The following is a 25,003-nucleotide window of genomic DNA, read 5'->3' as shown; positions in this document are numbered from 1 at the left end:
CGGACCGGAAGTTCAGCACGTCAGCATCCAGCACGGAGGAATCGTGATCGTCATCGGTGGAGAGGCCCTCGTCGACCTCGTCCCGGACTCCGCCACGGCAGGCGGCGAACTAGGGCCGTTGCACCCCCGGCTCGGGGGCGGCCCGTACAACGTGGCGATCGCCCTGGGCAGGCTCGACGTGCCCGCCGGTTTCCACGCCACCCTGTCCACCGACCAGTTCGGCGACAAGCTCCTGGAGCGGCTGGTCGACTCCGGGGTGAGCACGGACCTGGTCCGGCGCGGACCGGAGCCGACGACGCTGGCCGTGGTGGGCCTGAGCGAGGACGGATCCGCGCGCTACAGCTTCCACACCGAGGGGACCGCCGCCCGCTTCGTGGCCGACCCCGGACCGCTGTCCGACGAGGTCACCGCGGTCTCGTTCGGCACGCTCGGCATGGTGCTGGAACCGGGCGCGACGACCTACGAGGCGGTGCTGTTCCGGGAGGCCGAGCGCGGCCGGTTTGTGGCGCTGGACCCGAACATCCGCGCCGACCTGATCGCCGACCCGGCCGCCTACCGCAAGCGCTTCGAGAGCTGGCTGCCGTCGGTGCACCTGCTGAAGCTGTCCGTGGAGGACGCGGAGTGGCTGGCGGGGGACGCGGACCTGCGGTCGGCGCTGCGCCGCTGGCAGCAGGCCGGGCCGGCGGGCCTGGTGCTCACCCGGGGTGCTGACGGGCTCGCGGCGCTGGTCGGGGACGGTGAGCTCGTCGAGGTGCCCGGCGTGCGCGCGCAGGTCGCCGACACCATCGGCGCCGGCGACACGGTGCACGCGGCGCTGCTCGCCTGGCTGCACCGCGCCGACGCGCTCTCCCCGGAGGCGGTGCGCGGCCTGACCCACGACCAGTGGCGCGAGGCGCTCGGCTTCGCCGCCCGCGCGGCGGCCATCACCGTCTCCCGCCCCGGAGCCGAACCCCCCACCTCCGCCGAACTCGCCTGACGCTCGCGATCCCGCGACGAATCGTTCGCGGTCGCCCGCGGGTCGCCCCGGCGTTCTCCGAGCGCAACGCGGTTCGCCGTGTGCTCGGGGGCGCCGGGGCCCGCGCACTTCCTCCCGGCGTCGCAGTGGTGACGCTTCGCGCGCCGGTGCTGAGCTGGGGCGGAGTTCATTTCCGGGATGTCGACGTCGCCCGCCTGAAGTGGCGTCGCCCGCGAGGTGCGGGGAGCGGCGCGCAGTTCGGGCATACCGGGCGGAGGAGCAGTGCCGGAGGGCCGGTTGCGGCAGTCGGGTGCCGGGTGCCCGGCGTCCGGGCTGATCGGTGATGTGATCGTGGTCCCACCTGCCCAAAAGGGCTAACACGATTGCTGCGCGAGGGGCCTGGAGCGGTCTAGCGTGGCACGTGACAGGACCCCAACGGGGTGGTGCTGCGGCGGTCCGGAAACCCCGACCGGCGCACGCGCGCGACCGACCACGCTGCCCGAGCACTGCGGTGCCGGGAAGTGCGCAGTCGTCGGCGAAGCGCCGCCCCCATCACGAGCGCGAGAGGTTCCCGAATGCCCGACGACGCGACCGCCAAACGTACCGTCGCGCTGCGCTACGACGGTGGCGAGCACGAAATGCAGGTGACGGAGCCGACCGAAGGCTCCGCCGGTGTTGATCTCGGGAAGCTGCTGTCGCAGACCGGTTTGGTGACGCTCGATCCGGGTTTCGTCAACACCGCGGCCTGCAAGTCCGACATCACCTACATCGACGGTGACGCGGGCATCCTGCGCTACCGCGGCTACCCGATCGAAGAGCTGGCCGCCAAGTCGAACTTCATCGAGGTCAGCTACCTGCTGATCTACGGTGAGCTGCCCACGCAGGCGCAGTACGACGAGTTCGCCGACCGCATCCAGCGGCACACCCTGCTGCACGAGGACCTCAAGCAGTTCTTCGACGGCTTCCCCCGCGACGCGCACCCGATGCCGGTGCTGTCGTCGGCGGTCTCCGCCTTGTCGACCTTCTACCAGGACAGCCTGGACCCGTTCGACCAGAACCAGGTCGAGCTCTCCACGGTGCGCCTGCTGGCGAAGCTGCCCACCATCGCGGCCTACGCCTACAAGAAGTCCGTCGGCCAGCCGTTCCTGTACCCGGACAACTCGCTGGGCCTGGTGGAGAACTTCCTGCGGATGACCTTCGGGTTCCCCGCCGAGCCCTACGAGGTCGACCCGGCGCTGACCCGCGCCCTCGACCTGCTGTTCATCCTGCACGCCGACCACGAGCAGAACTGCTCCACGTCGACGGTGCGCATGGTGGGCTCCTCGGAGGCGAACCTGTTCGCCTCGATCTCCGCGGGCATCAACGCCCTGTTCGGCCCGCTGCACGGCGGTGCGAACAGCGCGGTGCTGGAGATGCTGGAAGGCATCCACGCCAACGGCGGCGACGTCGACTCGTTCGTCGAGCGCGTGAAGAACAAGGAGCCCGGCGTCAAGCTGATGGGCTTCGGGCACCGGGTCTACAAGAACTACGACCCGCGCGCCGCGATCATCAAGAAGACCGCGGACGAGGTGCTGGGCAAGCTCGGCGCGAACGACCCGCTGCTGGAGATCGCGCTCAAGCTGGAGGAGAAGGCGCTGGCCGACGACTACTTCGTCGAGCGCAAGCTCTACCCGAACGTCGACTTCTACACCGGCCTGATCTACAAGGCGATGGGCTTCCCGACGAAGTACTTCACCGTCCTGTTCGCGCTCGGCCGCCTTCCCGGCTGGATCGCGCACTGGCGGGAGATGCTGGAGGACCCGGCCCGCAAGATCAGCCGTCCGCGCCAGGTCTACACGGGTGAGGCGGAACGCTCCTACCGGTCCATCGGCGAGCGCTGAGCCCGCGCCGCCGGAGGCGCGCCCGGTGAGCTGTGCGGGCTCGACGGGACTCGTCTTCGGCGGAGCTGAATCGAAAGCTGAATCGTCCTAGCGGCTCCGGCCGCGGCGGGTATCGGCCCGCTCATCCCGTCCAGGCCCCGGTGCCCGGCTACCCAGCCGGTCCCGGGGCCGACTCGTGCCCGGCCACGTCCCGGTGCGGTGCGTAGGGTCGGAGGGCATGAGCGCACCCGCGATCCTGTGGTTCCGGCGCGACCTGCGCGTCCGCGACCATCCGGCGTTGGCGGCGGCCGGGGACGGCGGTCGCCGGGTGATCGGGGTGTTCGTGCTCGACGAGGCGCTGCTCGCGCCGGCCGGTCCGGTTCGGCGCACCTTCCTGTACCGCTGCCTGCGGGAGCTCGACGCGAGCCTCGGCGGCCGGTTGCTGGTGCTGCGCGGAGATCCGGCGGAGGCGCTGGCGGAGCTGGTCGCGGAGGTCGGCGCCGATTCCGTGCACGTCTCGGCGGACGCCGGGCCCTACGGCAGGGAACGCGACGAGCGGGTCCGGGCCGCGTTGGGGGAGCGGGTCGAGTGGGTCGCGACCGGATCGCCGTACGCGGTCACCCCGGGGCGGATCACCAAGCGGGACGGCACCGCCTACAAGGTGTTCACCCCGTTCCGGCGCGCCTGGGAGGAGCACGGCAGGCCCGCTCCCGCGGAGACCGACGAGTCCACGGCGGACTGGTGGCTGCCGCGGAAGGTGCGCGCCGCCGGGATACCCGAGGACGAGGACCTGGACGGGACCGTGCTGCCGCCGGCGGGGGAGCGGGCCGCGCTGGAGCGTTGGGACGACTTCCGCGACTTCTCGCTCACCGGCTATGACGGGGACCGGGACCGCCCGGACCGCGCGGGCACCAGCCGCATGTCGCCGTACTTGAGGTGGGGCTGCGTGCACCCGCGCACCCTGCTCGCCGACCTGGACGGCGGCACCGGCGACGGCGCGCGCAGTTATCGCAACGAGCTGGTGTTCCGCGAGTTCTACGCCGACGTGCTGTGGCACTGGCCGGACAGCGCCCGGTACAACTTCGACTCCCGGTTCGACCGGATCCGCCTGGACACCGGCGGGGACGCCCGGGAGCGGTTCGAGGACTGGTGCGCGGGCCGCACCGGTTTCCCGATCGTCGACGCGGGGATGCGGCAGCTGCTCGCGGTGGGCTGGATGCACAACCGGGTGCGGATGGTGGTGGCGAGCTTCCTGGTCAAGGACCTGCACCTGCCGTGGTGGTGGGGTGCGCGGCACTTCATGCGGCACCTGGTCGACGGGGACCTCGCGTCGAACCAGCACGGCTGGCAGTGGTCGGCCGGTTCGGGCACCGACGCCTCCCCGTACTTCCGGATCTTCAACCCGATCACGCAGGGAACCAAGTTCGACCCGGACGGCAGCTACGTCCGCGAGCACGTCCCGGAGCTGCGCGGTCTCGGCGCGAAGCAGGCCCACCAGCCGTGGACCCTGCCGGACGGCCCGCCGAACGGATACCCGCCGCCGATGGTCGAGCACGGCGTCGAACGACAGGAAGCCCTCGCCCGCTACGGCGAGATTAAGAACTCGACGCCGACTTCGTGAGGAGCCCCTCGGGACGGCTTGCTCCGCGGGACGGGTAGCGGGACCGCGCCGACAGGGCGCGGAGCACGAGCCGTTTCCCCGCAACGAGAACGGCCCGCGCCTCCGTGGTGGAGGCGCGGGCCGTTCGTGCGGTGCGGAGTCAGTCGCCCCGGCGGATGGGGCCGAGGATCTCGCGTTCCTTGGCGCCGCTGACCAGGGTGATCGGTCGCCACATCATGTCGCCGAGAGCGATCACGCCGTCGTCCGGCAGTTGGGTGAGCTGCTGGATCTGCGCCTGCCGCCGCTGCGGGTCGAAGTACCAGAACCGGGCCGCCAGCTGCGCCTGCTGCAACGGCAACCGCTGCAGCAGGATCAGGTCGGCGGCGTTCACGGCGGTGCCGCTGCCCGCTTGCGGGTGCAGGTAGGGCAGCACGTACATCGTGGTCTGCCACGCGGTCCGCGGTGCGAACATTTCCTGCGGCACCGCGCCGCCGTCGTGGATGACCAGCAGCGGTGCGTCCTCGCTGCCGCGCGGCAGGTCGTAGGGGGCGAGCCTGCGGAAGCTGAACACCGGTGCGGGCTTGCCGTCGGGGGTGCGGCCGGCGGCCTGCTCCACCGCCCGCCACGCCGCGGGCCGCCCCGTCGCCACGTGCACCCAGGCGCCGGCGGCGATCGCGCGCAGCGCGATCTGCCGGGCCAGGTACAGGCCGCCGACGGTGACCAGGCGGGTCGGTTCGGGCCGCAGGATCGAAGTCGTCATCGGCTCGCGGTTCGGGCCCGCACCGATGATCATGCCGCCGCGGTCCCCGGGCGGAGCGACCAGGTCGAGCATGTCGGGCCGCACCAGGAATTCCGGCGCGGTACCCGTGCTGTTGCCCGGAGTGTCGAGCGTGCGCGTCCGGCTCATGCCGCACCTCCCAGCGGAAGCGTTCCGGTCAGCCCGGCCAGCTGCATCCCGCGCAGCGGCGTGAGCGTGAGGTTGAGCTTGTTGCTGATGTTGCGCAGCTGGTGGTCTGCGGTGCTCAGCGCCTCCGGGTTCCGCGCGCTGATGCGGACCAAGCCGCGCAGTCCGACCTCGCCGTCCTCACCGGACGGTGCGATGGACAGCGCGATGCTGGTGGACCGCCCCCGGACGCCGGTGAGCGCGTTGATGCTGTCGCTCATGTGGTTCGGCCAGCCGGTGATCGCGTAGCTGGAGTGGCTGAAGCGGTCCGCGGTGACGCCGCTCCACCGTTCCTTCAGGCCGATGGGGCGCTGGGTGCCGAGCGCGTCCTGCAGCTCGGCCGAGGCGACTCCGGCCTGCAGCAGCTCGTCCGGGTCCAGCGGGCGGGTCACGATGCCCTGCCCCGCGAGCGCGTTGCGCACTCGGGACAGCGCGCCGATCAGAGCCCGGTGCGCGCCGACGATGCCGCCGCCGCGTTCCCCGATCGCCTTCGCGCAGGTCTGCGGGTCCAGCCGCACGGCGACCCAGGTGGTGCGTCGCGCGGCGGCGGACGAATTGCCCATCAACTCCAGGTAGGAGTTCAGCGCGGGTGAGTCGGGCATCAGGGCGGTGCTGCCCGGGTAGCAGTGCCAGATCACCTGGATGGCGTCGAGCACCACGCCCCGGTCCTCCAAGCACGGAGTGAGCACTCCGAGCGGCAGGTTCGGCGCGGAGTTGGCGGGGTTGAGCAGCGGCGGCGTCGGGTCGACCATCAGCACCGCGGTCCACTTGCCGTTGTGCCAGGACAATCCGACGGGATTGCGGTCGTGGTCCTGGCCGCGGGCGACGACGAGGTCCTCCACGAGGATGCGCAGCAGCGCCACCCGGTGGTTCTCATCGGGACCGATGATGCCGTCGCCGTTCTTGTCCTCGGCGAACTCGCTGACGTCGTCCGACGGCGGCACGGAGCGGCGGGTGTGGGTTCGGGTGCGGTAATCCATGACGAGGCCGAACCACTGGGTGAACCAGCGTCCGCGCCTGCGCAGCAGCGCGATGATCAGCGCGAGCGCGGCGACGCCCACGGACACCGGCCACAGCATCTCGTTGAGCAACACGAGGATCAGGCCGAGCGCCAGACCGACCTCGATGACGACGATGTTGGCCACCGGCATCGCCCCGAGGCTGGCCCCGACGGTGCGCCGACGCGCTCGGATGCGCGTGCGAGCACCGCCGGTACCGGAGGCGTTCGGCTGGGCCGGATGTTGCGTACTGACGGACATCCGTTCGGTCTCTTCCCCTCGCAGGTAGTGCGCACGCGGTAGGTGCGCCAACCAGGTCATTCGGCAGCCGTTCTCAGAGAATGCGGAAGGGTTCCATCGAACCGGACCCGTGCGGCGCCTCTCTACGGCTATCCTGCGGAACCGTACCTCGGACGGGAGAGCTGTAGGCGAAGAATGGCATCAACACCCACAACGAAGTCACAGGTTCAGGCGTATCAGTTCGTCCTTCGCCGCATGGAATCGGCGCTGGTGCGCAAAGACGCGGTGATGCTGCACGATCCGATGGGCTCGCATAAGCGCGCGACCGTCGCCGGCGCCATCCTCGCCTGTATCGGGCTGATCGGGTTCCTGGTCTGGGGCCTGTTCGGCGGGAAGGGCTCGGTTCCGGAACCGGGGTCGATCGTCGTCGGCAAGGACAGCGGCAGCGTGTACGTCGTCACCGCCGACGACGCGGCGCAGAAGCGACTGATCCCGATGCTGAACATGGCATCGGCGAAGCTCCTGGTGATGGCGCAAGGCGGCGGCCAAGGCGGCCAGGCCGTGCAGGCGACCACGGTGAAGGAGTCGGCGCTGGCCGACTTCCCGCGCGGTCCCCGCACCGGCATGGTCAACGCCCCCAACTACCTGCCGGATCCCGGCAACATCGCCGAGCCCGCGTGGGCGATCTGCGATGTCGGCCAGGTCCGGGACAACCTCGACGAAGCGCAGACGCAGCGCTCGACCAAGGTGGAGACCACGGTCATCGGCGGCGACGCCAACCACGGCACCGAACTGGCGCCGGACGAGTCGCTGTTCGTGCAGGACGCCAGTTCCGGGCAGGAGTACTTGATCTACCGGGTCGAGAACCTGCCGGGCCGTCCGCACACGAAGGCGGTCAAGGCCCAGGTGGACCGCTCCGAGCAGGCCGTGATGGACATCTACGGCCTCAACGGGCAGACCCCGCGCACGATCAGCACGAACATGCTGAACTCCGTGCCGGACGCGCCCGCGCTGCAGATCCCCGACGCTCCGAGCGGTTCGGTGGACTACATGCAGAACCCGTACGACTCGGGCGACGTGGTCAAGCAGACCGTGGCCGGTGCGCCGGAGAAGTTCTACGCGCTGCTGCCCGAAGGCAAGCAGGAGATCAGCCCTGGTGCGGCGGCGGTGCTGCACGCCAGCAAGCGCGGCAGCCAGGAGATCCCGAACTCGACGGGCACCATCACGCAGGCGCCGACGGCGGAATCGCAGAAGCTCGACATGGACGCGTTCCCGACCGTGGTCCCGAAGCCGCTGAACTTCCAGCAGGCGGCCACGTCCTGCGTGAGCTGGCGCAACATCAACGGGCAGCACCACATCACGGTCACCACGGGCGAGAAGTCGCCCGCGAAGACCGCCCCGGTGAAGCTGGCCCAGCACGACGGGACCGGGCCGAAGGTGGACTACTTCTACATGCCCGCGGGCAAGGCCGCGGTTGTGCGGGGAGCGTCCAACGAGTCCGGGTCCGACTCGGGCCCGCTGTACCTGGTCTCCGACCAGGGCGTGATCTACGGCATCAAGGACGCCGCGACCGCGCAGGGACTCGGCGTGATCAACAGTCCGGTGGGGCTCCAAGCGGGACCGTCGGGAATCCTGCGCACGTTGCCCAAGGGCGACCTGCTCGACCCGGCGCAGGCGAGCTACGTCTACGACTCCGTCCCGGTGCCGCCGGGCGGGGTGAACCGCCCGCCGCCGAATCCTCAGGCCCAGCAGCAGTCCGGGAGTTCCGCGACCGGTGGCTGATTCGTAGAGGGAACCGTTGCGCCTCGGTTCCCGTCCCAGGGATGGTGCGTCCGCCCGCAGGTCCACTCCGGATCTGCGGGCGGACCGCTTTCCGGCCCTCGGGGGCGGGGACGACTTGGCCGAGGACGACTGGGAGGTGCCGGATGGCGGGGATCCGGATCGAGACCGAGGAGCTGGCGCGGCACGCGGAAGCGTTGCGGGCGGCCGGATCCGCGGTCGGGGAAGCAGGACGGGAACGGGGCGCGGCGCCGACCGGTGCCGATTTCGGTGCCTGGGGCGCGGAAGCCGCGGAACCCTACGACCGGTTGGTCGGGGCGCTGCGGCAGCGGATCTTCGGGACCGGGCACGCCGTCGCGGACGCGGGCGACGAGCTCGCCGCGGTGCTCGCGCGGCACGCGGCCGACGACGAGGACCACGCCGCGGAACTGGGCCGCGAGGAGGACTCGTGATGGCGCCGGCGGATTCGGGGGACTCCGGGATGTTGCAGTCGAACGACTTGTGGACGGTTCGCGCGGCGGTGGAACAGACGCCCGCGGTGGAGAACGCGGAAGGCGGCTCCGCGTCGGCGGTTCCGGCCGAGCCGCCGGGCGCTGAAGCCGAGACCGCGACGCCGCCCGCTGAGCCCGCGTTCGAGATCGACCGGCAGGACGTGGTGGTGCAGCTGGAATTCCTGCGCCAGGCCATCGGAATCCTCGAAGTGCCCGATCCGTTCGGCCCCGAGTTCGCCGTCGCCACCGGCTCGGGGGAGGAACTGCGGCCCGCGGCCGAATCCTGGCGCGCGGCGGCGTCCGTCCTGCACCCGAGCATGTCCCTGGTGTCCGATCAGGTCAGCGGCATCGACGGCTGCTGGGACGGGGCGGACTCCGACGCGTTCGTCGCGCAGGTGCGCCGGATCGGCGCGCGCGGCGGCGAGCTGGCGGACGCCGTGACCGCGCTGGCCGACGCGCTGGACGCCACGGCCGAGTCGTTGCGGGTGCTGGGCCGGGAGATGCGGGAGCTCATCGCTTCGGTGGCCGGGCCGGTGCACGTGGCGCTGCGCGAACCGGACTCCGACCTGCCTGCGGCCCGCGAACAGCTCATGCGGATCCGGCGTCCCGCGGCCGGGCTGGCGGAGTCCGTCAACGAGACGATGGCCGCCTTCGGCAGGTTCTGCGCCGAGCAGGAGGAGGCGCTGCCGTCCGCGCCCGGCCTCGCCGCGGTGACAGGTGGTCCTTTGTGGACGGATCTCGCCGGGGCGTCGTCATCCCCCGGGACCTCGGAACCGGTCGCACCGGCGCACTCCGCCCCGGCCGTCGCGGAATCCCGGCCGTCGGTGGAAGCGGTGCCGGACGCTGAAGGGGCTCCCGGCCCCGCCGCCACGACCGCCGCGCAGGCCGACGATCCGGACGCCACGAACGGCGCCGACGCGGTCCCCGCAGCCGGTCCCACGGCGGCGGCCACCGGCGGCGCGATGGCCGGGGGCGGCATGGTCGGCGGCATGATGCCGATGGCGGGCATGGCCGGAGCGGGAGCGGGCGGGCGGCGCCGCCCGAAACGCCCCCGCGCCAAAGCGGACCCGGCCGAACTGTTCGGCGCCCCGGCGCCCGCGGTCGAACCGGTCCTCGGCGACACCAAGAAGAAGCAGCAGGAGTAGCGGCTCGGGTTTCCGCCTGAGCGCGCGAAAAGGCCCGGGGGAGTCCGAGGGGACTCCACCGGGCCTTCGTCGTTCGCGGCCTCAGTCCTCGTCGTCACCCGCGCGGCGAGCGCGGACGGTGCGGACGGCGTTGAGCAGGAACGCGGTGAACAGGACCGCGCCGATGCCGCCGAGCGAGCCGCCGACCGCGATCGTCATCGCGGCCCAGTCGGTCTGCGGGATGGCGTCCGCGCCGAGCCGGGCCGGTTTCGCCGGCGCGGGCTGCTTGCCGTGCTCGGCGGGCACGATGTCGCTCAGCGCCGCCATCGGATCGATCATGCCGTACCCGACGATGTCGTTGCGCCCGTTCGGGCCGCCGGGGCTCAGCGTGGTCTTCTCGATCCGATCCATGACCTCCTTGGCCGACAGCTCGGGGAACTTCTCCTTGATCAGCACTGCCAGCCCGGACACGTAGGGCGCGGCGAAGCTGGTCCCCTGGATCGGCCCCGGCTCGCCCTGGGGGCCGGTGGCGAGCTGGTTGATCACGCCGCTGCCGCCCCGGCCGGGGTCGAGCGCGGCGAGGTCCTCGCCCGGTGCCGCGACGTCCACCCACGGGCCGGGAACGGTGAACTCCGACGGCTGCCCCTGCTGCCCGATCGAACCGACCGTCAGCACGTACTCGTCGAACCACGCGGGCAGCACGGCCGTCGTCGGGTTGCCGCTGGGGTTCTTCTGGCAGCTGTCCTGCGTGTTGCCCGCCGCCGCGACGATGACGATGTTCTTGTCGTAGGCGTTCTTGACGGCGTTGTACAGCAGGTTGTTGTAGCCACCGCCGTCGGCCATGGCCGCGGCCATCGACTGGCACGACGACTGCGAGATGTTGATGACGTCGACATTCTGATCAGCCGCGTACTGGATGGCCTGCGCCATCGTCCGGGTGTCGCCGATCGTCTTGTTCTGCGCCTTGTCCTGGAACAGCGCCGACGACTGGCGCAGCGACATGATCGCCGACTGCGGGGCCACCCCGACGAAACCGGTGCTGGGATCCTCCGAGGCCGCGATGATCCCGGCCACCACGGTGCCGTGGCCGTCGCAGTCCGAGTTCGCCCCGCCGTCCGGCACGGCGCTGCCGCCTCCGCCGCTGAGGTTGAGCCGAGGATGCGGGTTCACCCCGGTGTCGATCACACCGACCGTCTTGCCCGCGCCGGTCAACCCCTCCTCGTGCGCCTGCTCGAAGCCGAGCACGAGCTGGCTCCACGGCTTCTCCTCGACGGAGGCACCGCTGGTGTTGGCCTGCATGCACCCCTGGGTCGGCTCGAAGTTGCCGCTCACCGACAGCGGTCCGGACGGCGGAGTCGCCGGGGACAGCGGCGGCGGCTGGAACTCCACTTCGTCGGCCAGGGCCGGCTGGGCGGGGCCCAGCGCGGTCAGGCCGAGCACGGAGATCAACGCCAGGCCGCACCGCAGCTTCCCGCCACGCGAGTTGAAGCGCATCGAATTCGCCCTCAGAGAGAGATGTTGAGGTCGCGGATGGTCATGTACAGATCCATGACGCCGAGCGCGAGCGGCAGCACCAATGCGATCAGCACCGCCTCCAGGATGTCCACCATGCGGCGCTGCACCGGGGAGAACCGGCGGTTCGGGAACACCACGCCGAACACCAGCGCCAGCACGCCGAGCAGCACCAGCGGCGGGAACACCCACGCCACGGCGACCGGCACCAGCGCGGTCTGCACCAGCAGCCCGGCGGCGACGCCGACGGCGGCGAGCAGACCGTTGAGCAGCAGTGCCACGGCCTGGCTGCCGTTGGCGTAGTTGCGTCCGCGCAGCAGCAGCACCGCGGCGACGACGATCGCGTACAGCGCGCCCCAGACTCCGCCGCCGGGGACGGTCACGGCGAGGATCGCGCCGAGCGCGGCGGTGAGGCCGCAGCCGATGATCAGGCCGGTCATGTACTGGTGGGCGAGGCCGGTGCGGCGCTCGATCATGCGGTAGTCCGGGAAGCCCTCGTCCTCCTTGAGGTCGTCGGCGTTGCCCGGCACGTGCGGCAGCGGCAGCTTCGCGAGCTGGATGGTCAGCCTGGGCAGCAGCGAGATCCCGGCGAGCCCGACGGCTCCCGCGCCCGCCGCGACACCGGCGGCGCTGGCACCGCTGGGCAGCAGGAGGGTGGCGATGAACGCGAGCACCGCGAACGCCGACACGGTGGCCGCGGCGATGAACGTCACGATGCCGGTGCCGATCACCATCAGCGAGATCGCGGCGAAGATCAGGACCAGCGCGCTGGCCAGCAGCAGCGCCGGGCGCAGGTTGTTGCCGGGGACCGCGTTGAGCCCGGCCACGAAGGCCATCGGCAACGCGCCCGCCCCGGCGATCACGGTGCCGGTCGTCGCGGCGCCGTAGGCGCGCGTCACGACCGAGCCGATGCCGGTGGCGAACACCGCCACCACGACCGCCACGATCGCGGTGACGATGTGGAACAGGATGCCGCCGAACTGACCGGCGAGTCCTAACGAAGCCGCCGCCGCGACGAGCCCGAGCACACCCGCGGTGTGCCCGATCTTGGCCGCGGTCTCCTTCGTCCAAGGCCGGTAGCTGCCCGGCTCGGCCTCCGCGAGCGCGTCCACGACGTCGTCGTACAGCGGCGGGGGCGGATTGTCCGAACGACGCCGCAGCTGGAGCAGATCACCGTCCACGATGCCCAGCGACGCCAGCGTCTGGCTGTTGTCCAACGGCTCGTCGCCGAGCTTCGCCAGGCACCAGCCGCCGTGTCGCGAACCGCCGTCGACGCTGCCCTCGCGGGCCATGTCCAGCAGCATCGGCAGCAAGTCCGCCACCGCGACGTCGGCGGGCAGCGCCAAGTCGATGCGAGTATTCGGCGCCACCACTGTCACGCGGCTGAACACCGTGGTCCCGGTCGCCACTGAGGCCCCCTACTTCCTAGGTCCTTGCATTTGGGTCCTTCTGCGCCTCGATCCGGCCAAGTGCGGCTTTTCTCGCCGAAAGCGGCCCGCCCGGCCGAAGAGCGCCCCTAGTATGGCCGCACCGACCACGCAGGGGTGAAGGGTTTGGTCGAACTCGTGCCATCGGGTTCATATCCGGTTGGTCACGGACGAGCCGGAACGCCCTGGGTCCTGCTGAAGTCAGTGCCGTGGACGGTACAGAATGCCGCCTGCGGCAGTAGGGGCGTCGCTACTGAGCCCGCCGCTCCACATTGCTACGACTTGAAAGGTTGCTGCCTCCGGTGAGCACGCTGCAGTTCAAGCGAACGCCACGCATGGCCGCTCCGAGGCCTCCGGGCGGCGAGGTGCACCTCGAACCGCCACCCGAGATCCCCCGGGTGATTCCGGGCAACATCGTCCAGAAGGTGCTTCCGGGCGTCATGATCGTGGCATCCCTCGGGATGATGGTCTTCATGCTTCAGCGGGCGAAGGACAACCCGATGATGATGATGATGCCGATGATGATGCTCGTGTCGACCTTCGGGATGATCGCGGGCGGCGGCAAGGACGGCGGCCAGAAGAAGGCCGAGATGAACGAGGACCGCAAGGACTACCTGCGCTACCTCGGTCAGATGCGCGACCGCGCCCGCGAAGCGGCCGACGAGCAGCGGCTCGCGCGCGAGTGGGTGCACCCCGACCCGCAGACGCTGTGGTCCGTCGCCAACGGCACGCGGCGGATGTGGGAGCGGCGTCCGAACGACAACGACTTCTGCCAGGTCCGCGTGGGCCGCGGTTCGCAGCGGCTGGAGACGCGCCTGGTGCCGCCGCAGACCGGCCCGGTCGACGAGCTGGAGCCGATCACCACGCTGGCGCTGCGCCGCTTCGTGCGCGCCCACTCGCTGGTGTCGGAACTGCCGATCGCCACCTCGCTGCGCGGTTTCGCCGCCGTCGGCCTGCAGGGGGAGCGCGCGCTCACCCGCGGGCTCGCGCGGGCGATGCTGACCCAGCTGGCCACCTTCCACTCGCCGAACGACGTGATCATCGCGATCGCCTCCAGCGGACGGTCCCGCACCGAGTGGGACTGGGTGAAGTGGCTGCCGCACGCCCAGCACCCCACCGAGACCGACGGCATCGGCCCGATGCGCCTGATGGCCGGTTCGCTGTGGGGCATCGAGGAGATGCTCGCCGAGCAGCTCGCCGAGCGCGCCCGGTTCCAGCGCAACGCGGCCCCGCCGGAGGGCCAGCCGCACATCGTGATCCTGCTGGACGACGCCGAGATCAGCCGCGAGGAGCAGCTGATCGTCGAAGGTGGACTCGCCGGCGTCACGATGATCGACCTGTCCGATGTGCTCGGTCAGATCACCCAGCGCCGCGGCATGCGCATCGTGGTGGAGGCCGACCGCATCGGCGCCCGCGGTCCGGGCAGCGTGGAGTGGTTCGGCGAGCCGGACTCGCTGACCATGGAGGAGGCCACCGCGGTGGCCCGCCTGATGTCGCCGTACCGCATCGCGGCCGGTGCCTCGGCCGTCGAGGACAGCGGAGCCGTCGAGCCGCTGACCACCCAGCTCAACTACATCGAGCAGCTCGGCCTCGCCGGTGACCCGGTCACCTTCGACCTCAACGAGGCCTGGCGCCCGCGGCCGAAGGAGGACCTGTACCGGGTCGCGATCGGCCCCGGCGAGCAGGGCGAGATCGTGCACCTGGACATCAAGGAGACGGCCTCCGACGGCATGGGCCCGCACGGCCTGTGCATCGGTGCGACCGGTTCCGGCAAGTCCGAGTTCCTGCGCACCATCGTGCTGGGCCTGCTGGCCACGCACTCCTCCGAGTCGCTGAACTTCGTGCTCGTCGACTTCAAGGGCGGTGCGACGTTCAACGGTTTCGAGACCGCCCCGCACGTGTCGGCGAGCATCTCGAACCTCGGTGACGACTCCACGCTGGTCGACCGCATGCAGGACGCGCTGGCGGGGGAGACCAACCGCAGGCAGGAAGTGCTGGACAAGGCGAAGGCCAAGAACGTCTGGGACTACCGGAAGCTCTACGAGGCCGGTGACGCCAACGCCCAGGAACCGCTGCCCGCGCTGTTCGTGGTCATCGACGAGTTCGGCGAGCTGCTGCAGGCGAAGCCGGAGTTCGCGGACCTGTTCGCGAAGATCGGTCGTGTGGGTCGTTCGCTGCAGGTCCACCTGCTGCTGGCCTCCCAGCGGCTGGAGGAGGGCAAGCTGCGCGGCCTGGACGCGCACCTGTCCTACCGGATCGGTCTGAAGACGTTCAACGCCTCCGAATCCCGCGCCGCGATCGGCATCCCGGACGCGGCGGACCTGCCCGCCTCCGGTGGGCACGGCTACCTCAAGCACCCGGAGGGCATGGAGCGCTTCCGCGCCTCCTACGTGTCCGGCCACATGCACCAGACCAGCGGTCGGCGCCCGATGGGGCAGGCCGCGTCGCCGGTGACGGGGGAGAAGCGCCCGCGCTTCTTCATCCCGGACTTCGTCGAGAAGCCCCCGGAACCCGAGACGCCGGTGGTCGAGGAGGAGCCGAAGGAGAAGAAGGACGACCTCGCTCCCACCGACTTCCAGCTGGTGATCAAGAAGGTCGAGGGCCAGGGGCCGCCCGCGCACTCGGTGTGGCTGCCGCCGCTGGACGCGCCGCCCACGCTGGACGGTCTGCTGCCGCCGCTGCAGGCCACCGACGACCGCGGTTACACCGCGGCCGGATCGGCGGGCGCCGGCAAGCTGGAGGTGCCGATCGGCCTGGTCGACGTGCCCTACAACCAGCGCCAGGACCACCTGATCCTCAAGTTCGCCAACGGTTCCGAGGGCAACGGGGCCGTCGTCGGCGGGCCGCAGACCGGCAAGTCGAACCTGCTGCGGACCCTGATCACCTCGATGGCGCTCTCGCACACGCCGCAGGAGGTGCAGTTCTACTGCATCGACCTCGGTGGCGGGTCGCTCTCGGCGCTGCGGAACCTGCCGCACGTCGGTGCTTACGGCAACCGTCGTGACCTGGACACGGTGCGTCGCACCATCGCCGAGGTCAAGTCGCTGGTGGCGGCGCGCGAAGGCCGGTTCCAGGAGGCGGGCATCGACTCGATGGCCGACTTCCGCAACCGCAAGCGCCGCGGCGAGATCACCAACGACCCGTACGGCGACGTCTTCCTGATCATCGACGGCTGGGAGGCGTTCCGCGCCGAGTCCGAACTGGAATCGCTGGAGCCGGAGATCAACAACCTGGTCCAGCAGGGCTTGGCGTTCGGCGTCCACGTGTTCCTCGCGGCGAACCGGTGGGCGGGCATCCGCCCCCAGCTCAAGGACGCGCTGGGCACCCGGATGGAGCTGCGGCTCGGTGACCCCGGCGAGTCCGAGTTCGACCGCAAGATCGCCAAGATCGTGCCGGTCGGCCGTCCCGGCCGCGGCCTGCACCCGTCGGGGCTGCACTTCCTCATCGCGCTGCCCCGAGTGGACAGCGAGCAGCTCAGCGAGCGCGTCAAGGCCGAGGCCGCGCGCGTCGAGGAGCACGAGCGCGCCGCCAAGGAAGGACGCCCCGCTGAGGGCTCGCCGACCCCGCGGCCCGCGTGGGAGCTCTACAACGAGGACCTCGCCGACGGCGTCGCCGACCTGGTCAACAGGGTCAAGAGCTCCTGGAAGGGGCGGCCCGCGCCGCAGGTCCGGCTGCTGCCGGAACTGCTGCCCTACGAGCAGCTGCCCGCCAAGGAGCAGCAGCCCCGGCCGCACCTGGTGCCGATCGGCATCAACGAGGACGGGCTCAACCCGGTCTACCTGGACTTCAAGGCGGAGCCGCACTTCTACGCGTTCGGCGAGCGCGAGTCGGGCAAGACCTCGTTGCTGCGCACCATCGTGCAAGGCATCACGACCCGCTACACGCCGCAGGAGGCGATGATCCTCCTGGTCGACGTGCGGCGGACGATGCTGGGCGTCGTGCAGACCCCGCACCTGATGGAGTACGCGGTCAGCGTCGACCAGCTCAAGAACAACGTGCGCGACGTGGGCGCCGCGCTGAAGAAGCGGATGCCCGGCCCGGACGTCACCCAGGACCAGCTGCGCAACCGCTCCTGGTGGAAGGGGCCGGACCTGTTCATCGTGGTCGACGACTACGAGCTCATCTCGCCCCAGGGCAACAACCCGCTGGCGCCGCTGGCGGAGTACGTCGCGCAGGCCTCCGACGTGGGTCTGCACATGGTGATCGCCCGCAACTCGGGCAACGCCAGCCGTGCGCTGTTCGAGCCGATCATCGGCAAGATGCGGGAGGTCTCGGCGCCCGGTCTCGCCATGAGCGCGAACAAGGACGACGGCCAGCTCGTCGGCAACGTCAAGTCGCGGCAGCTGCCGACGGGCCGCGGCATGATGGTCAGCCGCACCTTGCGCGGCGGTCCGCAGTTGATTCAGACGGCGCACATCCAGCCGGAGTGATCGGCGGGTGAACACGTGGAACCTCCCCCATCCGCGCGGTGGGGGAGGTTCTTTGTCGCTCTCGGTGAATGACACGATCGAGCGAAGATCTTCGCCGGTCGTCGCGCCTAGGGTGTGGGCCATGCCGGATACCCCCCGAGCCCGAGCGCTAGGAAAGGAATTGCGCGTCGCCCGCGAACAATCCGGTCTGACCTTGCGCCAGCTCGGCGATCTGATCGGTTGTTCGGAGGCGAAGGTCAGCCGGATGGAGACGGCGCGCCGCCGCCTCGCGCCGAATTCCGTGCGAGCATTCCTGGATGCGGTCGACGTGCGCGGCGCGAACCGGGACCGACTGCTGCGGCTCGCGTACGACATCGACGAGCCGGTGTGGTGGGAATCCGGTATCGGACTGCCCACGCAGCTCACCGAACTCATCGATGCGGAAAAGCGCGCGGTGCGCATCACCGAAGTTTCCGAAGTCCTCATTCCGGGCCTGCTGCAGATTCCCGATTACGCTCGCGCCTTGTTCGCCGCCACCGATGTCGCCGTCGAACAGCTGGACCGCCTCATCGCGGTGCGCCTGTCCCGCCAGCGAATACTGAACCGCGGGGATCCGGTGCGTTACCTGGTTCTGCTGGACGAGGCCGCGCTGTGCCGCGCGGTAGGAGGGCCCGCGGTGATGGGCGCCCAGCTGCGCGCCGTGCTGCACGCCTGCGAAGCACCGAACGTCACCGTGCAGGTGGTGCCGTTCACGGCGGGCGCGCACACCGGGATGGACGGCCCTTTCCTGCTGCTGGAGTTCCTCCGGAGCAGACCGATCGTACATCTGGAACAGCGCCGCTGCGGGGCTTTCCTGGATGACCCGGAAGACGTAACGCCCTTCCAGCACGCTCGTTCTAGGCTGTGCCGGACGGCGCTGAGCCCGAATTGTTCAATAGAGCTCGTCGCGGCTTATGCGCGCAGGTACGAGTGCTGGGAGGGCGCTGCACATGGGGACGGGACGTTGGCGGAAATCGAGCTACAGCGGTAGTCAATCGGCATGCGTAGAGGTGGGGTCCCTCGCGATGCGGGTGGATGTGCGGGATTCGAAGGACCAGACCGAGGTGTTGTGCTTCCGACGCGAGCAATGGCGCACTTTCCTGGCTGAGCTCAAGTATTCCGATTGAGTCCGCGGTAGCGGACGAAGCGCGTCCGGAATTCACCGCGCAGCGCGCGTCCGGACGCGCGAACCGCCTCATCGATGCCGGTCGCAGCGGTTGGTCTCCCGCTCCGACCGGCATCGCCGCCTCCGGCGGCCGGTAGCCTGCGAACCAACCCGACGGCAGGCGAATCCGCGCCGCACCGCTCCGGCGAAAATCGGGGCATCGCGTCAAGAGCCGGTCGCGAAAGCCACCCGATCGAGGGCAGACTGTTGAACCGTGCGCACCCTCGGCCTCTAGGGTGCTCGGTGGATTCGGGATCGGAGCCCGACTCGCGCGAACCGTTCGGGGGAATCTGGGTGCGCGCACGGTTCGTCCCGCCGCGAGAGCGGCCCGGCGAAGACACCGCCACGACCACGCGGCGGTGCGCGAAGGAGTAGTGGGTGTCCCTGCACGTCTCGGTCGACTTCGGCACCTCAAGCACGTGCACCGTGGTCTCCGTCGGCGGTGGTGAACCGCAGGTGGTCGTCGTCGACGGCCAGCCGCTGGTGCCGTCGGCGGTGTTCGCCGCGGCCGACGGCACCCTGTTCGTCGGCCACGAGGCGGAGCGGCAGGCGGCCGTCGACCCGTCCCGGTTCGAACCGCACCCCAAGCGCCGCATCGACGAAGGCGAGCTGCTGCTCGGCAGCAGCGTGCTGCGCGTCGGCGACGTGGTGCGCTCCGTGCTGCGGCGCGCGGTGGGCGAGGCCCGCCGCTTCGCGGGCGGCGCAGGCATCGACCTGCTCGTGCTCACCCATCCCGCCGACTGGGGTGCCGTCCGCGCGGGCGTGCTGCGCCAAGCCGCCGCCGGATTGGCGAAGGAACTGGTGCTGGTCCCCGAACCGGTGGCCGCCGCGGTGTTCCACTCCGCCGGGCACGGCCTGCCCGACGGGGGCGCGCTGGCCGTGCTCGACCTCGGCGGCGGCACCGTCGACGCGAGCGTCGTGTGCAAGCAGGGCCAGGCGTTCCGGGTGCTGGCGACCAAGGGCGACCCGAACTTCGGCGGCGCCGACATCGATCAGGCGTTGCTGGAGCACATCGGAGCCGTCGTGTCCGGAATGGACCCGGCCGCGTGGCACAAGCTCGTCGACGGCAGGGAGATGGCCGACCGGCGCCGGCGTCGCGTGCTGCGCCAGGACGTGCGCGGCGCGAAGGAGACGCTGTCCCGGCACACCTACACCGACGTGCCCATGCCGCCGCCGTTCTCCGATGCGCACGTCACCCGCGCCGACCTGGAACGGCTGGTGGCCGCGCCGCTGGCGAAGGCCGCGGACCTGGTGACGGCCACGCTCCACGACGGGCAGGTGCCGAGGGAGCGGCTCGCGGGCGTGTTCCTCGTCGGCGGCTCCAGCCGGATCCCGCTGGTGGCCAGGCTGATCCACGAACGCACCGGCATCCTGCCGACCACCCTGGACCAACCGGAGACGGTGGTGGCGCGGGGCGCGTTGCGCGCGGTGCGGCTCGACCCGGAGCGCACCGGCGGGCTCGCTCCCGCGGGCGGGCACCGGGGCACGAACATGCCGACCGTGCGCCGCCCCGTGGCGGGCGGGCCGCAGCAGACCTGGGCCCGCCAACCCGCGGCGGCCCCGGCGGACGACTCGCTGAGCCGGGCCTCGACCGTCGTCATCGGCGGCAGCGACCGGACCCGCCCGGTGTTCCACACCCCCGCCCCGCCACCGCGGTCGGCGCGGCCGTGGGTGCTGGCCGGTGGAGCGGTGGTCGCGCTCGCCGTGGTGATCGTGGCGGTGCTGCTGGTCGTCCAGGCCGTCGGCGGGCAGGCCGAGCAGCCGACCCGCCACGTCGCGCAGTACGAGTACGCCTTCGACTACCCCGGCGACTGGCAGCAGACCGGCGGCGATCCGGCGCTGTGGCAGACGGTGATCGCGCCGCCGACCGGGGGCGACGACCTGATCCTGGTGCAGCAGGGCGATCTCGGTTACGACACGGAGGACGGCCGCTCCCGCGCCGTCGCCGATCTGCGCGCCCAGTACGACCGGTTGAACGCGGAGGGCGGCCGGTTCTCGGACTTCGACGAGCGGCTCCCGTACGCGGGCGAGGACGTCGTGTACTACCGGGAGGCGCTGCCGAGGGCGACGGTGGAGTGGTTCGTGCTGCACCGGGGGCACTTCCAGGTCAGCGTCGGGTGCCGCTACACCGGCGCGGGCAAGCAGCAGGTCGAGTCCGCCTGCGAGCAGGTCATCTCTTCGCTCGCCGTCGGAGGCTGAACCCGGCGCGCCGGTGCGTGCCCTTTTCGCGGCGGAGTCCCGCGGGCGGGAAACGAAGAATCGATAGCGGGTGCAAATCGCTTTTGCGAATCGAGTTCGCCGAGCTCGCCCATGCGCGTTGTTCGCGTTCGTTTCGCATTCGCTAATGGCTTTTGACCAGCGAGTTCCGCGATTTTCGTTCACAGGCGCAACCGTTTGCGGAAAAGCCGGGACAGGGCGGAACCGAACGTGGCAATGTCTGCGTCGTAGGTTCATCGATCTTCGAGCAACGAATGAAGGGGGCCACCTATGAGCGGGATGGGTACCGACGCGGACCTGATGGCGAAGGCCGCAGGCCAGGTCGAAGAGGTTCGGGGCAACGTCGAGACCGCGGTGAGCACGCTGGAGGGCCAGATCTCTCCGGTCCTGGGGACCTGGAAGGGCGGCGCGTCCGACGTCTTCCGCCGCCTGATGGACGCGTTCAACGAGAACGCCAAGACCATCAACCAGAAGCTGGGCGAGATCAGCGAGAACATCCAGTCCTCGGGTCAGGCGTACACCCAGAACGAAGAGGAGCAGGCTCAGGAGATCTCCAAGATCGAGGGCATGCTCGGCGGCTGAGCTCGCCTCCGACGTTCTTTCTCCACCTTCTTCCGACCACTTCACGTGAGGGGACTTCACCATGGAAATTCGGGTTGATTTCGGCCAGCTGAGCCAGGCCGCCGACGACCTGGGCGGCGCCGCCACCAAGATCCAGGCCGAGCTGGACGAGCTGGAGAACATGCTCAAGCCGCTGGTCAGCACTTGGGAAGGCCAGGCGCAGGAGGCGTACCGCGCCGCGCAGGAAGAGTGGGACAAGGCCGCCCAGAACATGATCGAGATCGCCGCGAAGATGGGCATGGCCGTCAACGCCGCGAACGAGTCCTACCAGGCCGGTGAGGCGAAGAACGCCGGCCGCTTCGGTGGCTGATCTTCCCGCCGTGCTCGTCGCCGACCCCGTGCGCCTCCGTGGCCCGGGGTCGGTGGTGTTCCGGTGGGCGGGTGTCCGGCGCGTCCGAGGCGCCCGGTAGCATCCACTCGGCGACTAGACACGTCGACGGCGTTTCCCGGCGAGGGGGACCCCGTATCGGTGGGTCTTTTCGCCAGCGAGTACCCTGATTGTTTGTTGTGCGGTGCGCGACTGCGGTGTTGGAGCGGTGACCGGCCCAACGGAACGCCCGGCGAGAGCCGAGGCCGAACCGGGGCCACAGGTCTCTGGTGACACCCAGGACGTGCCGGTTCCCCGGCCAGATCGGGGCTTCCGACCCGGCACGGTTCCGATGGGCTCCCCAGAGGAACACACGGGGTCCGCACCGAGATTCCGACGCGAACGACGACGAGGTAGATCCGTGCGCACGTACAGCCCTAAGGCCGGCGAGGTGACCCGCGCCTGGCATGTCATCGACGCCGAGGACGTGGTGCTCGGTCGGCTGTCCACCCAGGCCGCCCTGCTGCTGCGCGGCAAGCACAAGCCGACTTACGCCCCGCACCTCGACACCGGCGACTTCGTCGTCATCGTCAACGCTGAGAAGGTGGCGCTGACCGGCAAGAAGCGCGACCAGGCGTTCCACTACCGGCACAGCGGCTTCCCGGGCGGTCTGCGCAAGCAGTCCCTGGGGCAGGTTCTGGACTCCCAGCACCCCGAGCGGGTGCTGGAGAAGGCCATCAAGGGCATGCTGCCGAAGACCAAGCTCGGCCGGGCCATGGGCAAGAAGCTCAAGGTCTACGCCGGCCCGGAGCACCCGCACGAGGCCCAGAACCCGCAGCCGTACCAGATCAACGCGAAGGTCGAGAAGTGACCGAGGGACCCGAGGACCAGCCAGTGACCACTCCTGCGCCGGAGGAGACTCCGGTTATCGAGACCGTCGGCGAGGACGTCGTCGAGAACATCGGCGAGAACTTCGCCGAGACCGCTGAGGCGGACGTCGAGACCGCTGAGGCAGACGTCGAGACCGAGGTCGAAGACGCTCCTCAGGAGTTCGCGCCGATCCCGTCCGGCCGCGCCGTGCAGACCGTCGGCCGCCGCAAGGAGGCCATCGTCCGCGTGCGCCTGACCTCCGGCAGCGGTGGGTTCAAGCTCAACGGCAAGGCGCTGGAAGACTACTTCCCGAACAAGGTGCACCAGCAGATCGTGAAGGAACCGCTGGTCCTCGTGGAGCGCGCCGAAGGCTTCGACGTGCACGCGAACCTCAACGGCGGTGGCCCCTCCGGTCAGGCCGGTGCGCTGCGCATGGCCATCGCGCGTGCGCTCATCGAGCTCGACGCCGATGACCGCCCGGCGCTGAAGAAGGCCGGCATGCTCACCCGCGACCCGCGGGAGAAGGAGCGCAAGAAGTACGGCCTCAAGAAGGCCCGCAAGGCTCCGCAGTACAGCAAGCGCTGACCTTTCGTACGATTCACGGGAGCAGCCGTGGCGTCCGCGCGACGCCGGGGCTGCTCCCGTGGTCTTTTTGTATGCCGGGTTCGGGCCTGGCATGGCTCTGCCGTCGATCCAGGAGGATTCGCTGCACATGTCCCGGCTGTTCGGCACCGACGGAGTGCGTGGCCTCGCGAACTCGGACCTGACGCCGGAACTGGCGTTGTCCGTGGCGGCTGCGGCGGCCCGCGTCCTCTACGACCGGGACGACTCGCGTCGCAGGGTGGCGCTGGTGGGCCGCGACCCGCGGGCCAGCGGCGAGATGCTGGAGGCGGCGGTCACGGCGGGCCTGACCTCGGCGGGCATGGACGTGCTGCGGGTCGGCGTGCTGCCCACGCCCGCGGTGGCCTACCTGGTGGGCGAGCTGGGTGCCGACATCGGCGTGATGATCTCCGCCTCGCACAACCCGATGCCCGACAACGGGATCAAGCTGTTCGCCGCCGGTGGTCACAAGCTGCCGGACGCGGTGGAGGACGAGATCGCCGCGCGGCTCCACGAGGACGTGCAGCGGCCCACCGGGTCGCACGTCGGCAGGGTGCGGGACGTGCCGGATTCGGTGCAGCGCTACGTGGACCACCTGCTGGTGGCGACGCCGCAGCGGCTGGACGGCATCCGGGTCGTGGTGGACTGCGCGAACGGCGCGGCCTCCGGCGCCGGTCCGGAGGCGTACCGCAGGGCGGGCGCCGACGTGGTGGCGCTGCACGCCGACCCGGACGGGCTCAACATCAACGACGGCGTGGGATCGACCCACCTCGACAAGGTGCGGGCGGCGGTGCTGGAGCACGGCGCCGACCTGGGCATCGCGCACGACGGCGACGCGGACCGCTGCCTGGCGGTGGACGCGGCGGGCGAGGTCGTCGACGGGGACCAGATCCTGGCGATCCTGGCCGTGGCGATGAAGGAGACCGGTGAGCTCGCCGACGAGACCTTGGTCGCGACGGTGATGAGCAACCTGGGCCTGCACCTGGCGATGCGCGACCACGGCGTGAAGCTGCGCACCACGAAGGTCGGGGACCGCTACGTGCTGGAGGAGCTGCGCGCCGGCGGGTTCTCGCTGGGCGGCGAGCAGTCCGGTCACGTGGTGCTGCCCGGCCACGCCACCACCGGGGACGGCGTGCTCACGGCGCTGCGCCTGATGGGGCGGATGGCCGCGACGGGCGAGACGCTCGCAGCGCTCGCCACCACGATGGTCCGGCTGCCGCAGGTGCTGGTGAACGTGAAGGTCGTGGACCGCTCGCTGGCCGTGGCGGCGCCGGAGGTGTCCGAGGCTGTCGCCGCGGCCGAGGCCGAGCTGGGTGAGCAGGGCCGTGTGCTGCTGCGCCCGTCCGGTACCGAGCAGCTGGTGCGGGTGATGGTGGAGGCGCCCAGCGAAGAGGTCGCCGACGCCACGGCGCGGCGTCTGGCCGAAGTCGTTGCTGCCATCCGGTGATCTTGTGATCTGAATCTCCCTTGATCGGCCAAAGTGTGAGACGGTGCTCACATGGGTGCCATCGTTGTCGCCGTTCTCGTCGGGCTTGTCGCCATCGGCCTGGTCGCTGCCGTCCTCGTGCTCTCCGCTCTCGGCATAGCCGGGACGAAGGCCCTCAACGCCGTGCACGACGGCGGCCAGTGGTGGGTCAACCGCCGTTCCCGCAGGCACGGCTGAGCGGGGGCCGGAGATGCGCGGGGAGCGGTTCGCGGATCTGTTCGTCATCGTGCTGCTGCCGCTGGCCGGGATGGCGCTGGCGGTGATCCTCACGATGCTGATCATCTCGATCTGAGCCGGAACCTCCTGCCACCGGCGATTCCGCGGGTCCTGAGCTCGCGTTGAGCCGCCGGTGGTCCGTGTG

General features: G+C 70.6%; 20 protein-coding genes. 16 read left to right on the top strand and 4 right to left on the bottom strand.

Annotated elements, in window-relative coordinates:
- Positions 1–43: 43 nt before the first annotated feature.
- The 3 genes from OOZ19_RS23350 (at position 44) to OOZ19_RS23340 (ending at position 4,435) form a co-directional block, all read left to right on the top strand.
- Entirely contained in the window at positions 44–976 is a 933-nt protein-coding gene (locus tag OOZ19_RS23350) for a carbohydrate kinase family protein (RefSeq protein ID WP_266092294.1), read from the top strand.
- Between the two features lie 554 nt (positions 977–1,530).
- Positions 1,531–2,835 (top strand): citrate synthase, encoded by a 1,305-nt coding sequence (locus OOZ19_RS23345; protein WP_184483173.1) that lies wholly within the window; start codon positions 1,531–1,533, stop codon positions 2,833–2,835.
- Between the two features lie 217 nt (positions 2,836–3,052).
- The gene (locus OOZ19_RS23340) at positions 3,053–4,435 is read left to right on the top strand and encodes a cryptochrome/photolyase family protein (RefSeq protein WP_266092293.1); all 1,383 of its coding nucleotides are present in this window, start codon (positions 3,053–3,055) and stop codon (positions 4,433–4,435) included.
- A gap of 139 nt (positions 4,436–4,574) precedes the next feature.
- Here OOZ19_RS23340 and OOZ19_RS23335 read toward each other — a convergent pair whose 3' ends face one another.
- Both OOZ19_RS23335 and eccE read right to left on the bottom strand, forming a co-directional pair.
- Positions 4,575–5,321 (bottom strand): hypothetical protein, encoded by a 747-nt coding sequence (locus OOZ19_RS23335; protein ID WP_266092292.1) that lies wholly within the window; start codon positions 5,319–5,321, stop codon positions 4,575–4,577.
- Positions 5,318–6,616, bottom strand: a complete 1,299-nt coding sequence (gene eccE / locus OOZ19_RS23330; RefSeq protein WP_266092291.1) for a type VII secretion protein EccE — start codon at positions 6,614–6,616, stop codon at positions 5,318–5,320. The genes OOZ19_RS23335 and eccE overlap by 4 nt, the downstream gene beginning before the upstream one ends.
- A gap of 174 nt (positions 6,617–6,790) precedes the next feature.
- On the opposite strand from eccE, the gene eccB reads away from it, so the two are divergent.
- The 3 genes from eccB to OOZ19_RS23315 all read left to right on the top strand — a co-directional run bounded on the left by eccB (position 6,791) and on the right by OOZ19_RS23315 (position 10,010).
- Positions 6,791–8,377 carry a type VII secretion protein EccB gene (gene eccB / locus OOZ19_RS23325; RefSeq protein ID WP_266092290.1) on the top strand — a complete coding sequence of 529 codons (1,587 nt, stop codon included), beginning with the start codon at positions 6,791–6,793 and terminating at the stop codon, positions 8,375–8,377.
- A gap of 143 nt (positions 8,378–8,520) precedes the next feature.
- Positions 8,521–8,826 carry a hypothetical protein gene (locus OOZ19_RS23320; RefSeq protein WP_266092289.1) on the top strand — a complete coding sequence of 102 codons (306 nt, stop codon included), beginning with the start codon at positions 8,521–8,523 and terminating at the stop codon, positions 8,824–8,826.
- On the top strand, positions 8,826–10,010 hold the full coding sequence (locus OOZ19_RS23315) for a hypothetical protein (RefSeq protein ID WP_266092288.1): 1,185 nt from the start codon (positions 8,826–8,828) through the stop codon (positions 10,008–10,010). The genes OOZ19_RS23320 and OOZ19_RS23315 overlap by 1 nt, the downstream gene beginning before the upstream one ends.
- A gap of 81 nt (positions 10,011–10,091) precedes the next feature.
- Here OOZ19_RS23315 and mycP read toward each other — a convergent pair whose 3' ends face one another.
- Both mycP and eccD read right to left on the bottom strand, forming a co-directional pair.
- Positions 10,092–11,483 (bottom strand): type VII secretion-associated serine protease mycosin, encoded by a 1,392-nt coding sequence (mycP, locus tag OOZ19_RS23310; RefSeq protein WP_266092287.1) that lies wholly within the window; start codon positions 11,481–11,483, stop codon positions 10,092–10,094.
- Positions 11,484–11,494: 11 nt separating this feature from the next.
- Positions 11,495–12,910 carry a type VII secretion integral membrane protein EccD gene (gene eccD, locus OOZ19_RS23305; protein ID WP_266092286.1) on the bottom strand — a complete coding sequence of 472 codons (1,416 nt, stop codon included), beginning with the start codon at positions 12,908–12,910 and terminating at the stop codon, positions 11,495–11,497.
- A gap of 320 nt (positions 12,911–13,230) precedes the next feature.
- Here eccD and eccCa point away from each other — a divergent pair, with 320 nt between their 5' ends.
- The 10 genes from eccCa (at position 13,231) to OOZ19_RS23255 (ending at position 24,819) form a co-directional block, all read left to right on the top strand.
- Entirely contained in the window at positions 13,231–17,358 is a 4,128-nt protein-coding gene (gene eccCa / locus OOZ19_RS23300; RefSeq protein WP_266092285.1) for a type VII secretion protein EccCa, read from the top strand.
- Between the two features lie 64 nt (positions 17,359–17,422).
- Positions 17,423–18,367 carry a helix-turn-helix domain-containing protein gene (locus OOZ19_RS23295; RefSeq protein WP_266092284.1) on the top strand — a complete coding sequence of 315 codons (945 nt, stop codon included), beginning with the start codon at positions 17,423–17,425 and terminating at the stop codon, positions 18,365–18,367.
- Positions 18,291–18,503 carry a DUF397 domain-containing protein gene (locus OOZ19_RS23290; protein WP_323055172.1) on the top strand — a complete coding sequence of 71 codons (213 nt, stop codon included), beginning with the start codon at positions 18,291–18,293 and terminating at the stop codon, positions 18,501–18,503. The genes OOZ19_RS23295 and OOZ19_RS23290 overlap by 77 nt, the downstream gene beginning before the upstream one ends.
- A 416-nt stretch (positions 18,504–18,919) precedes the next feature.
- The gene (locus OOZ19_RS23285; RefSeq protein ID WP_266092282.1) at positions 18,920–20,740 is read left to right on the top strand and encodes a type VII secretion-associated protein; all 1,821 of its coding nucleotides are present in this window, start codon (positions 18,920–18,922) and stop codon (positions 20,738–20,740) included.
- A gap of 288 nt (positions 20,741–21,028) precedes the next feature.
- Positions 21,029–21,340, top strand: a complete 312-nt coding sequence (locus OOZ19_RS23280; RefSeq protein ID WP_266092281.1) for a WXG100 family type VII secretion target — start codon at positions 21,029–21,031, stop codon at positions 21,338–21,340.
- Between the two features lie 61 nt (positions 21,341–21,401).
- Entirely contained in the window at positions 21,402–21,689 is a 288-nt protein-coding gene (locus tag OOZ19_RS23275) for a WXG100 family type VII secretion target (RefSeq protein ID WP_266092280.1), read from the top strand.
- 418 nt (positions 21,690–22,107) lie between these two features.
- On the top strand, positions 22,108–22,557 hold the full coding sequence (gene rplM / locus OOZ19_RS23270) for a 50S ribosomal protein L13 (protein ID WP_184483143.1): 450 nt from the start codon (positions 22,108–22,110) through the stop codon (positions 22,555–22,557).
- 89 nt (positions 22,558–22,646) lie between these two features.
- The gene (rpsI, locus tag OOZ19_RS23265) at positions 22,647–23,141 is read left to right on the top strand and encodes a 30S ribosomal protein S9 (protein ID WP_416309487.1); all 495 of its coding nucleotides are present in this window, start codon (positions 22,647–22,649) and stop codon (positions 23,139–23,141) included.
- A gap of 127 nt (positions 23,142–23,268) precedes the next feature.
- On the top strand, positions 23,269–24,603 hold the full coding sequence (glmM, locus tag OOZ19_RS23260; protein WP_266092333.1) for a phosphoglucosamine mutase: 1,335 nt from the start codon (positions 23,269–23,271) through the stop codon (positions 24,601–24,603).
- Between the two features lie 51 nt (positions 24,604–24,654).
- The gene (locus tag OOZ19_RS23255; protein WP_184483141.1) at positions 24,655–24,819 is read left to right on the top strand and encodes a hypothetical protein; all 165 of its coding nucleotides are present in this window, start codon (positions 24,655–24,657) and stop codon (positions 24,817–24,819) included.
- The last annotated feature ends 184 nt before the right edge of the window (positions 24,820–25,003 follow it).

Source organism: Saccharopolyspora sp. NFXS83, assembly GCF_026241095.1.
Lineage (GTDB): Bacteria > Actinomycetota > Actinomycetes > Mycobacteriales > Pseudonocardiaceae > Saccharopolyspora_C.
The sequence above is the reverse complement of the archived record's forward strand: the minus strand, read 5'-3'. Positions and strand labels throughout refer to the sequence as shown.